Origin of the sequence: Streptomyces ossamyceticus (genome assembly GCF_001418475.1) — a bacterium.
Taxonomy (GTDB): Bacteria; Actinomycetota; Actinomycetes; order Streptomycetales; family Streptomycetaceae; genus Streptomyces; species Streptomyces ossamyceticus.
The window spans coordinates 1-10,654 of sequence record NZ_LIQX01000299.1; the positions used below are offsets into that span (position 1 = coordinate 1).

At 73.3% G+C, this 10,654-nt stretch carries 6 protein-coding genes and 2 pseudogenes; 6 read left to right on the top strand and 2 right to left on the bottom strand.

The genetic code is table 11. The annotated features are described in order from the left end of the window. Positions 1 to 38: 38 nt before the first annotated feature. The 5 genes and pseudogenes from AOK15_RS22425 (at position 39) to AOK15_RS22445 (ending at position 6,083) form a co-directional block, all read left to right on the top strand. Complete coding sequence (locus tag AOK15_RS22425) at positions 39 to 866, top strand: class I SAM-dependent DNA methyltransferase (protein WP_055519700.1); 828 nt, start codon at positions 39 to 41, stop codon at positions 864 to 866. A 132-nt stretch (positions 867 to 998) separates the two neighbouring features. Then, positions 999 to 2,588, top strand: coding sequence for an ABC transporter substrate-binding protein (locus AOK15_RS22430; RefSeq protein ID WP_055519691.1), 1,590 nt, complete (start codon positions 999 to 1,001; stop codon positions 2,586 to 2,588). Next, positions 2,585 to 3,544 (top strand): ABC transporter permease, encoded by a 960-nt coding sequence (locus AOK15_RS22435; RefSeq protein ID WP_055519693.1) that lies wholly within the window; start codon positions 2,585 to 2,587, stop codon positions 3,542 to 3,544. Before AOK15_RS22430 ends, AOK15_RS22435 begins: the two co-directional genes overlap by 4 nt. 359 nt (positions 3,545 to 3,903) lie before the next feature. Beyond that, a pseudogene (locus AOK15_RS48845) lies at positions 3,904 to 4,305 on the top strand (ABC transporter permease subunit); the annotation flags it as partial. Next, positions 4,251 to 6,083, top strand: a complete 1,833-nt coding sequence (locus tag AOK15_RS22445) for an ABC transporter ATP-binding protein (RefSeq protein WP_420876945.1) — start codon at positions 4,251 to 4,253, stop codon at positions 6,081 to 6,083. The pseudogene AOK15_RS48845 and the gene AOK15_RS22445, both read left to right, overlap by 55 nt. 99 nt (positions 6,084 to 6,182) lie before the next feature. Here the strand turns inward: AOK15_RS22445 and AOK15_RS22450 are convergent, their stop codons facing one another. Both AOK15_RS22450 and AOK15_RS22455 read right to left on the bottom strand, forming a co-directional pair. Further along, positions 6,183 to 9,557, bottom strand: coding sequence for a pyruvate carboxylase (locus AOK15_RS22450; protein WP_055519698.1), 3,375 nt, complete (start codon positions 9,555 to 9,557; stop codon positions 6,183 to 6,185). A gap of 233 nt (positions 9,558 to 9,790) precedes the next feature. After that, positions 9,791 to 10,387, bottom strand: coding sequence for a hypothetical protein (locus tag AOK15_RS22455; protein ID WP_240508549.1), 597 nt, complete (start codon positions 10,385 to 10,387; stop codon positions 9,791 to 9,793). 68 nt (positions 10,388 to 10,455) lie between these two features. Here AOK15_RS22455 and AOK15_RS22460 point away from each other — a divergent pair. Further along, positions 10,456 to 10,654 (top strand): annotated as a pseudogene (locus tag AOK15_RS22460) (serine/threonine-protein kinase); the annotation flags it as partial.

Below are 10,654 nucleotides of genomic sequence, written 5' to 3' on the forward strand. Positions count from 1 at the left end.
GAGACAGCTCCCGCCCCGGCCGACGCACGGAGCAGCGCGTGAGCGCGTCGCAGGAGCGCCAGACCGTCGATCGGGCGGCGACCCGGAACCTCCTCACCGACAACCCCGAGCTGTACGAGGCCCGTTTCCCCGACCCCGAGCGGCTCGCCGGGCGCTGGGCGGAGGACTGTCTGCGCCGCCACGGCGCGGGCGCGCGAGTACTGGACATGGGCTGCGGCACGGGCCGCGACGCCGCCCATCTGCACCGCGCCGGCCGTACCGTGACCGGCGCCGACCTCTCGGGGGCGATGCTGGCCCACGCCCGCGTCCACCATCGGGGACCGGCGTACGTCCGGGCCGACCTGCACGGTTTCGACCTGGGGCGGGCCGCCTTCGACGCCGTCGTGTGTCTGGACAGCTCCCTGCTGTACTGCCACACCGGCGACCAGCTCGACGGCTTCCTCGCCTCCTGCCGCCACGCGCTCGCCCCCGGCGGGCTGCTGGTCGCGGAGATGCGCAACGGCGCCCATCTCCTGGGCCGCACCGATCTGCTCGACACCCCGACCGTCGACGGCTTCACCTGGCGGGGCACCGCCTACCGGTCCACCACCACCCTCACCGTGGACCGCACCGCCCAGCTCCTGCGCCGGGTCCGCGTGTGGACCTCCGACGACGGAGCGCCGCCCCTCGAACAGCGCTCCGCCTGGCGGTTGTTGTTCCCCCTGGAGCTGCGCCATGTCCTGGCCGCCCACGGATTCGAGGTGCTCGAACTGCACGACGGGCCGGGCCCCCGCACCGAACCGGTATGGCGGGAGGGCCAGTTGCCCCGCAGTACGACGGACGCCGACCGGCTGCACCTCGTCGCACGGCTCACCGCTCCCCGCTGAGCACCACCCACATCCTCACTGAAGACCACCCACATCCCCGCTGAAGACCACCCGCACGACGCACCTGCCCCCACCGACCTTCGTCGCGCGCCTCCCCCTCTCCCATCCACCACCACACCCCAAGGAACCTCCATGCACGACGAACGTTTCCCCGGCCTGCGCCGCCGCGGCCTCCTCGCCGCCACCGGTGCCGTCACACTCGGCGCGCTCGCCCTGACGGCGTGCGGCGGGGGCGGTACCGACTCCGGAGCGGACGGCGGCGACGGCGGTACGCCGAAGCGCGGCGGACGGCTGCGTGCCGCGTTCGCGGGCGGCGGCGCCAGCGAGACCCTGGACCCGCACCTGGCGAACCTGTTCGCGGACGTCGCCCGCGCCAAGGCGCTGTTCGACAAACTCGCCGACTACGGCGCCGACCTGTCCGCGCAGCCGCGCCTGGCCACCAAGTGGGAGGCGAACAGGACGATGGACCGCTGGCAGGTCACCCTGCGCCAGGCCACGTTCCACGACGGCAGGCCGGTGACCGCGAAGGACGTGCTCTACAGCTACCGCCGTATCGCCGACCCGGAGAAGGCATACCGCGCCAAGGCTTCCCTGGAGCCCATCGACCTCGAAGCGAGCCGCGCCACCGGCGAGCGGGGCATCGAGTTCGTGCTGAAGCGGCCGACCGCCGAGTTCCCCAATGTGCTGGCCGCGTTCGGCGCGTACATCGTGCCCGAGAACGCGGGCCGGAAGGCCGGCGACTTCGACAGGAATCCTATCGGCTCCGGCCCCTTCCGCTTCGTGTCCTTCACCCCCGGCCGCTCGGCCGTCCTACGCCGCCACGACGCGTACTGGGAGGGCGCCCCGCACCTCGACGAGCTGGAGTTCGTCGTCGCCAACGAGGAGTCCGCCCGGGTCAACGCGCTCCTCGGCGGCCAGGTCGAGTACGCCCACGAGCTGAACCCCACCACCGCGCGCGCCCACGAGGACAAGGGGCAGATCGAGATCGTCCGGCTCCGTAACAGCGCCATGCAGGGGTTCTGCATGAAGACCGACCGGCCGCCCTTCGACGACAGGCGGGTCCGTGAGGCGTTCTTCCTGATCGCCGACCGGAAGGAACTCGTCGACGGCGCACTGTCGGGAGCCGGCGTCGTGGGCAACGACCTGTTCGGCAAGGGCTACGAGTACTACGCGGCCGACCTGCCGCAGCGCGAACAGGACCTGGACCGCGCCAAGTCCCTGCTGAAGCAGGCCGGCGCCGAGAAGCTGAAGGTCCGGCTGGACACCTCGGCCGTCGCCGCCGGGTTCACCGAGGCGGCCGGCATCTTCCGCGACCAGGCCGCGAAGGCGGGCGTCACCGTCGAGGTGAGGATGGGCAGCAAGGACTCGTACTGGAGCGACATCCTCGACTCCGGCACCCTCGCCTGCTACCGCTCCGGCGCCATGCCCATCGAGGCGCACATCTCGCAGCGGCTGCTGACCGGCTCCACCACCAACGCCACCCGGTGGCGGCACAAGGACTTCGACGCGCTGTACCGGCAGGCCCAGTCCACCCGTGACCGGACCGAGCGGGCCGCCGTCTACGGGCGGATGCAACGCCGCCTGTACGCGGAGGGCGGCTTCCTCATCTGGGGGTTCGCCGACTGGATCCTCGGCACCGCCAAGAACGTGAAGGGAGTGGAGACCGGGGCCCCCGCCAACACGCTCGACTGGGCGCGCTTCGACAAGGTGTGGCTCGCGTGAGCGGAAGCGGGCTGCGCTCCTTCGTCGCCCGGCGGCTGCTCCTCGGCGCCGCGCAGACCGTGGCCGTGGTGCTGCTGGTCTTCGCGCTCACCGAGTCGCTGCCGGGCGACGCGGCGGTCGCCCTGGCCGGGGACCAGCCCGACCCGGATCGCGTCGCCGCCCTCCGGGAGGCTCTGCACCTGGACCGGCCCGTGCTGGAACGGCTCGGGGACTGGGCGGCCGGACTGGCGCACGGGGACTTCGGGACCTCCCTGGCGTCCGGCCGCCCGGTGAGCCGGTACATCGCCGACGGCTTCGGCCCGACGCTGCTGCTGGCCGCGCTCACCGTGGCGCTGCTCGTGCCGATCGGCTTCGGCCTCGGCGTGCTGGCCGCGCGGCACGAGGGCGGACCCGTCGACCGTCTCGTCAGCGGGCTGACGCTCGCCGTGTACGCGGTGCCCGAGTTCGCCCTCGGGGTGCTGCTGGTGACGGTGTTCGCGCTGCGGCTGGGCTGGCTGCCGCCGACCGCCGTCGGCTACGGCACCGATCTCCTCGCCCATCCGGCCGCGCTCGTGCTGCCCGTGCTCGTACTGCTCTCCCGGCCGGTGTGCTCCTTGGTCCGTCTGGTGCGCGCCGGCATGGTCGACGCCCTCGCCTCCCCGTACGCGGCCCACGCCCGCCGGTACGGCGTGCCGGGTGCCCGGGTCCGCTACGCCCACGCCCTGCCGAACGCGCTCGCCCCCGCCGCCCAGCAACTCGCCCGCACCGTCGACTGGTTGCTGTGCGGTGTCATCGTCGTGGAGGCCCTCTTCGTGATCCCCGGACTCGGCACCGTCCTCCTCAACGCCGTCGCCGAACGCGATGTGCCCGTGGTGCAGGGCCTCGCCGTGGTGTTCGGCGTGCTGACGGTCGTCCTCAACCTGGGCGCCGACGTGGTCGCGCACCGGCTGGCCCCGCGCGCGGGAGTGGTCGCGTGACCACCGCCTCCCCCACCACCAGCGCCACCGCGGGGCGGCGTACGGGCCGTTCCGGTGCCGGGCGGCGTCGGGGCCGCTTCGCGCTCGGCGTCGCGATCATCGCCGTGCCCCTCCTTCTCGCCCTGCTGGGCCCGGTGTTCGCGGGTGAACCGGGCCCGCGCGCGGTGTCGTTCACGCTCGGCGGGGGGCACTGGCTGGGGACGGACTTCGTGGGCCGGGATGTGTGGCGGCAGGTGCTGCACGGCGGGCGGCCCGTCGTACTGACCGCGCTCGGCGCCGGTGTGCTCGCCTATCTCGTCGCGCTGCCGGTCGGTCTGGCCGCCGCCCTGACGCATCGGCGGTGGCTGGAGGAGCTGCTGATGCGGCCCCTGGACGTGCTGATCGCCGTGCCGTCGCTGCTGCTGATCCTGCTGGTCGCGTCGGTGTTCACACCGGGGGGCGTCGGGCTCGCCCTGCTGGTGGCGCTGGTCAATGTGCCGGACGCGGCACGCCTGGTCCGCGCCGCCGCCACCGAGGCCGCCGCCCGGCCGGTCGTGGAGGCGCTGCGGTTGCAGGGCGAGAGCTGGTGGCGCACCGCGTTCGGCTGTGTCGGCCGCGGCATCCTGCGCACCCTGGGCGCCGACGCCGGGACCCGCCTCACCGGGGTGCTGTACCTGGTCGCCACGGCCGCGTTCCTCGGGGTGGGCGTGGAGCCCGACGCCGCGGACTGGGCCGTGATGGTCGACCGGAACCGCACGGGGCTGTTCGTGCAGCCGTGGGCGGTGGTCGTGCCCGCGCTGCTGATCGTCGCCCTCACCACCGGCACCAACCTGCTGTTCGACGCCGCACTGGAGAAACCCGCACCGAGGACGCCCGGTGCGCGCCGGGGACGGAAGGAACGACGGCCGTGAAGCGGTACGACGACGAGGGCGGCCGGGCCGCAGGGGAGCCCTTGGCCGAGATCGAGGACCTGCGGGTCGAGGCCGGCGGACGGGTCATCGTCGACGGGGTGGGTCTGCGGGCGCTGCCCGGCCGGGTGACCGCGCTGGTGGGCGCCTCGGGCAGCGGCAAGACCACCACCGGGCTGGCCCTGCTGGGCGAGTTCCCGGCGGGTGCGCGGGTCACCGGCCGCGTCCATGTGGCGGCCGGCGGGCCGGTGGGATACGTACCGCAGCACCCTGCGGCCGTCCTCAACCCCGCCAGCCGGGTCTCGGCGCTGCTGACCGACATCGCCCGCGCCCAGGTGCGGGATCTGCCCCGTCCGGCACGCCGGGCGGCGGCCCGCGAGCGGGTCCTGCGGGCCCTCGCGGACGCGCAACTACCGGACGGGGAGGAGCTGTTGCGGCGGTATCCGCATCAGCTGTCCGGTGGCCAGCAACAGCGGGTCGTCCTCGCGCAGGCCCTGCTGCTCGGCGCCCGGGTCGTCGTGGCCGACGAGCCCACGACCGGGCAGGACGCACTGACCAAGAGCCGTGTGGTCGACCAGCTGGCGGCGGTCGCGGCCCGCGGCTTCGCGGTGGTGCTGCTCAGCCACGACCTGGACGTCGTCCGCGCGCTCGCCGACGAGATCCACGTCATGCGGGACGGCCGGATCGTGGAGTGGGGCCCGGCGCGGCGGGTGTGGCTCGCGCCCCGGCACGAGTGGACCCGCGAACTGCTCCGGTCCAGGCCCTCGTTGTCGGACACGACGGGGCCCGACGGCCCCGACGCCGGGGCGGAGCCCTACGGCCCCGAGGGCGCGGCGGTGCCCGTGCTGCGCGTACGGAACCTCACCGCCCGCCACCGGGACGGGTCCCGGCGGGGTGCGACCGTGGCCGTGCGGGCGCCCGAACTCGCCCTGTACGCCGGGCAGTGCCTGGCCGTGGTGGGCCGCTCGGGCAGCGGCAAGACCACCCTCGCCCGCTGTCTGGCGGGGCTGCACCGCGACCACGACGGCGAGGTCCTCCTCGACGGCGCTCCCCTGCCGCGCAGCCTCCGGGACCGGCGCCGGGAGCACCTGGCGGCCGTGCAGTACGTGTTCCAGGACGCGCGCGCCGCCTTCGACGAGCACCGCCCGGTGCTGTCCCAGGTCGCGCGGACGGCGGTCCGGCTGCGCGGCTCCGGCACCGGCGCGGCGGAGGCCGAGGCAGTCACCACGCTGGCGCGCCTCGGTCTGCCGGCGGAGCTGGTGCGCCGCCGCCCGGCCCAGCTGTCCGGCGGTGAGCTCCAGCGCGCCGCCCTGGCCCGTGCCCTCCTGGCCCGCCCCCGCGTCCTCCTCTGCGACGAGATCACCTCCGGGCTCGACACCGTCACCCGGCGGGGCATCCTCGACGTCCTCACCGGGCTGCTCGACGGCGACGGCGACCTCTCGCTGGTCCTGATCACCCACGACCTGGACACGGCGGCCGTCGCCCATCACGTCGCCGTCCTGGACGGCGGGCAGATCGTCGAACAGGGCCCCGCCCACCAGGTCCTGACGGCGCCGCGCCACCCGTTCACCGTCTCCCTCATGGCCACCGCCGCACCGCGGGAACGTGCCACCCCCACTGATCCGGGGCGACGAACAGACCGGGATCGGTGAGTTCGTCGCCCTCACAGCGGCGGCGGAGCCCGGTCGCGGATCGCGAGGACCCGCCGGTACAGGTTTCGGACGGGCGGGCGCGGGCGTCGCCGTTCCCGCTCAGCGGATCTCGACGAGGAGGTCTCCGCCCTCCACCTGCTGGATCCGGTTGATGGCGAGCCGGGAGACCCGTCCGGCCTTCGGGGCGGTGATCGCGGCCTCCATCTTCATGGCCTCGATGGTGGCGACGGTGGCGCCGGACTCGACCTCGTCGCCCTCGGCGACCGCGAGGGTCACCACGCCCGCGAACGGGGCGGCGACATGGCCGGGGTCGGAGCGGTCGGCCTTCTCGGTGGCGGGGATGTCGGAGGAGGCGGCGGTGTCACGGACCTGGATGGGCCGCAGCTGGCCGTTGAGGGTGGCCATCACGGTGCGCATACCGCGCTCGTCGGCCTCGCCCACGGCCTCCAGGCCGATCAGGAGCCGCACACCGGGTTCCAGGTCGACGGCGTACTCCTTGCCGGGACCGAGCCCGTAGAAGAAGTCCTTGCTGTCGAGGACGCTGGTGTCGCCGTACGTCTGCCGGTGGGTCTCGAACTCGCGGGTCGGGGCGGGGAACAGCAGCCGGTTGAGGGTGGCGCGCCGGTCCTTGTCCAGGCCCTCGCGGTCCTCGCCGGTCAGCTCCTGCACGGGCTTGGCCTCGCCGCGGCCCTGGAGGGCCTTGGTGCGGAACGGCTCGGGCCAGCCGCCGGGCGGGGTGCCGAGTTCACCGCGAAGGAAGCCGATGACGGAGTCGGGGATGTCGAACCGGTCGGGGGTGGCCTCGAAGTCGGCCGGTGCCACCCCGGCGCCGACCAGGTGCAGGGCGAGGTCGCCGACCACCTTCGACGAGGGGGTGACCTTCACCAGGTGGCCGAGGATGCGGTCGGCGGCGGTGTACATCGCCTCGATGTCCTCGAAGCGGTCGCCGAGGCCGAGGGCCACGGCCTGGGTGCGCAGGTTGGAGAGCTGACCGCCGGGGATCTCGTGGTCGTAGACGCGGCCGGTCGGTGAGGCGAGGCCCGCCTCGAACGGGGCGTAGATCTTGCGGACGCTCTCCCAGTAGGGCTCCAGGTCGCCGACGGCCCTGAGGTCGAGGCCGGTGGGCCGGTCGGAGTGGTCGGTGGCGGCGACGATCGCCGACAGGGAGGGCTGCGAAGTCGTCCCGGCCATGGACGCCACGGCTCCGTCGACGGCGTCGGCGCCGGCCTGGATCGCGGCGAGGTAGGTGGCGAGCTGTCCGCCCGCGGTGTCATGGGTGTGGATGTGGACCGGCAGGTCGAACTCGCGGCGCAGCGCGGACACCAGCCTGGTGGCGGCCGGGGCGCGCAGCAGGCCCGCCATGTCCTTGACGGCGAGGACATGGGCGCCGGCCTCGACGATCTGCTCGGCGAGCCGCAGGTAGTAGTCGAGGGTGTAGAGCTTCTCCGCCGGGTCGGACAGATCGGAGGTGTAGCAGAGGGCGACCTCGGCGACGGCCGTCCCGGTGGCCCGTACGGCGTCGATGGCGGGCCGCATCTGGCTCACGTCGTTGAGGGCGTCGAAGATGCGGAAGATGTCGATGCCGGTGCGGGCGGCCTCGTCCACGAAGGCGTCGGTCACCTCCGTCGGGTACGGGGTGTAGCCGACGGTGTTGCGGCCGCGCAGCAGCATCTGGAGGCAGATGTTCGGCACGGCCTCGCGGAAGGCGGCCAGCCGCTCCCAGGGGTCCTCGGCGAGGAACCTGAGGGCGACGTCGTAGGTGGCGCCGCCCCAGCACTCCAGGGAGAGCAGCTGCGGCAGGGTCCGCGCCACGGCGGGCGCGACGGCGAGCATGTCCTTGGTGCGGACGCGGGTCGCGAGCAGCGACTGGTGGGCGTCGCGGAACGTGGTGTCGGTGACGCCGATGGTCGGCGACTGCCGCAGCCAGCTCGCGAAGCCCTCCGGGCCCAGCTCGACGAGCTTCTGCTTCGAGCCTGCGGGCGGCTGCGCGGCGGGCACGGCGGGGATCTTGCCTGCCGGGTCGATGAGCGCGGGCCGCTCGCCGTGCGGCTTGTTGACCGTCACGTCGGCCAGGTAGGTGAGGAGCTTCGTGCCCCGGTCGGCGGAGTGGCGTGAGGTCAGCAGATGCGGGCGCTGCTCGATGAACGACGTGGTGACGCGGCCCGCCTGGAAGTCCGGGTCGTCGAGGACGGCCTGGAGGAACGGGATGTTCGTGGCGACACCGCGGATACGGAACTCGGCGACGGCGCGTCGGGCCCGGTTGACGGCGGTGGTGAAGTCCCGGCCGCGGCAGGTGAGCTTGACCAGCATCGAGTCGAAGTGCGCGCTGATCTCGGTACCGGCGTGGGTCGTACCGCCGTCGAGGCGGATGCCGGAGCCGCCGGGCGAGCGGTAGGCGCTGATACGGCCCGTGTCCGGGCGGAAGCCGTTCGCCGGGTCCTCGGTGGTGATACGGCACTGGAGGGCGGCGCCGCGCAGGGTCACCGTCTCCTGGGAGAGGCCGAGGTCGGCGAGGGTCGCGCCGGCGGCGATGCGCAGCTGCGACTGCACTAGGTCGACGTCGGTGACCTCCTCGGTCACCGTGTGCTCGACCTGGATACGGGGGTTCATCTCGATGAAGACGTGGTTGCCGTCGCGGTCGAGGAGGAACTCCACGGTGCCCGCGTTGCGGTAGCCGATCTCGCGGGCGAACCGTACGGCGTCGGCGCAGATCCGGTCCCGCAGTTCCGGGTCGAGGTTCGGGGCGGGCGCCAGCTCGATGACCTTCTGGTGGCGGCGCTGCACCGAACAGTCACGCTCGAACAGGTGGATGACGTTGCCCTGGCCGTCGGCGAGGATCTGCACCTCGATGTGGCGGGGCTCGACGACGGCCTTCTCCAGGAAGACGGTGGGATCGCCGAACGCGGACGCGGCCTCGCGGGACGCCGCCTCGATGGCCTCGCGCAGCGCCGCGGGTTCCTCGACACGGCGCATCCCGCGCCCGCCGCCGCCGGCGACCGCCTTCACGAACACCGGGAAGCCGATCTCGTCGGCGGCGCGCACCAGTTCGTCCACGTCGGTGGAGGGCTCGGAGGACCCGAGCACCGGTACGCCGGCCGCGCGGGCGGCGGCGACGGCGCGGGCCTTGTTGCCCGTCAGCTCCAGGATGTGGGCGCTCGGTCCGACGAACGTGATGCCCGCCTCCTCGCAGGCCCGCGCGAGTTCGGGGTTCTCGGACAGGAAGCCGTACCCCGGGTAGACGGCGTCGGCGCCGGCCTGGCGGGCCGCGCGCATGATCTCGTCGACGGAGAGATACGCCCGTACGGGATGGCCCGGCTCACCGATCTCGTAGGCCTCGTCGGCCTTGAGCCGGTGCAGCGAGTTGCGGTCCTCGTGGGGGAAGACGGCGACCGTCCGCGCGCCCACTTCGTACCCGGCGCGGAACGCGCGGATCGCGATCTCGCCACGGTTGGCGACCAGTACCTTGCGGAGCATCCCTGATCCCTTCGGCCTGCGATGAGGAACACCATGGTCGCGGCAATGTAGCCCACGTGCCATGAGAGTCGTGTCACTGAGTGCCAGTATTTTTCGGACTGATACGGAGGAATGGATCGAATCCTCGATGAAGGAAGCGGTCGATCCCTGTCCCACAGTGCCATCGAACGCCGGACGGATGGCCGGTTTCGTATGCGGTGCGCGTGGCTGCCTCATGTGCCCCACGCGGGTGGTCACCCCGGCAGGGCGAACTGGCTTCCCGTCTTCTGCCCGTCCTGCGAGACGGCCGCGGCCACGCAGCGGAAGACGCGCAGCCCCTTGTCCCACTCCGGGGCCGTCGGCGGGAGGATGTCGACGTTCCATTCGTCCGCGACGTCCCGGCCGTTCGGGACCATGGACGCGGCCCTGACCTTCTGGGAGCAGAGCGCCTTGACGTCGGGGTGCCGGACGAGGTCGCGCGCGTTGTTGGTCTGACCGTCCTTCGGGAGCGGGGCGATCGCGAACGTCTCCCACACGTGCCGGGTCCGGCAGTCCGCGCGGCTGACGGTGATGAGCCCGGAGACGTCGGTGATGCCGCTCCAGCACTCGGGGCTGACGACGCACCGGCCGCCCACCCCGTCGACCTCCGACGCGGGACAGTTCTCGGTCGTGGTCGCGACCCCGCCGAAACCGGAGGCGGCCTTGTCCGCGTCGATGGCGGGCGTCGAGGGGGCCCCGGTCGAGCCCGAGCCCCGGTCCCGTCCGTCGCCCCCTCCGCTCCCCTGGTTGACCACCACGGTGACCGACACGCTCACGGAGACGGCCACGGCCGCGAACACGGCGATCAGCAAGGGCCGCCTCCGGTTTCGGCGGGGTCGCGACCACGACCGAGAACTGTCCCGCGTCGGAGGTCGACGGGGTGGGCGGCCGGTGCGTCGTCAGCCCCGAGTGCTGGAGCGGCATCACCGACGTCTCCGGGCTCATCACCGTCAGCCGCGCGGACTGCCGGACCCGGCACGTGTGGGAGACGTTCGCGATCGCCCCGCTCCCGAAGGACGGTCAGACCAACAACGCGCGCGACCTCGTCCGGCCCCCCGACGTCAAGGCGCTCTGCTCCC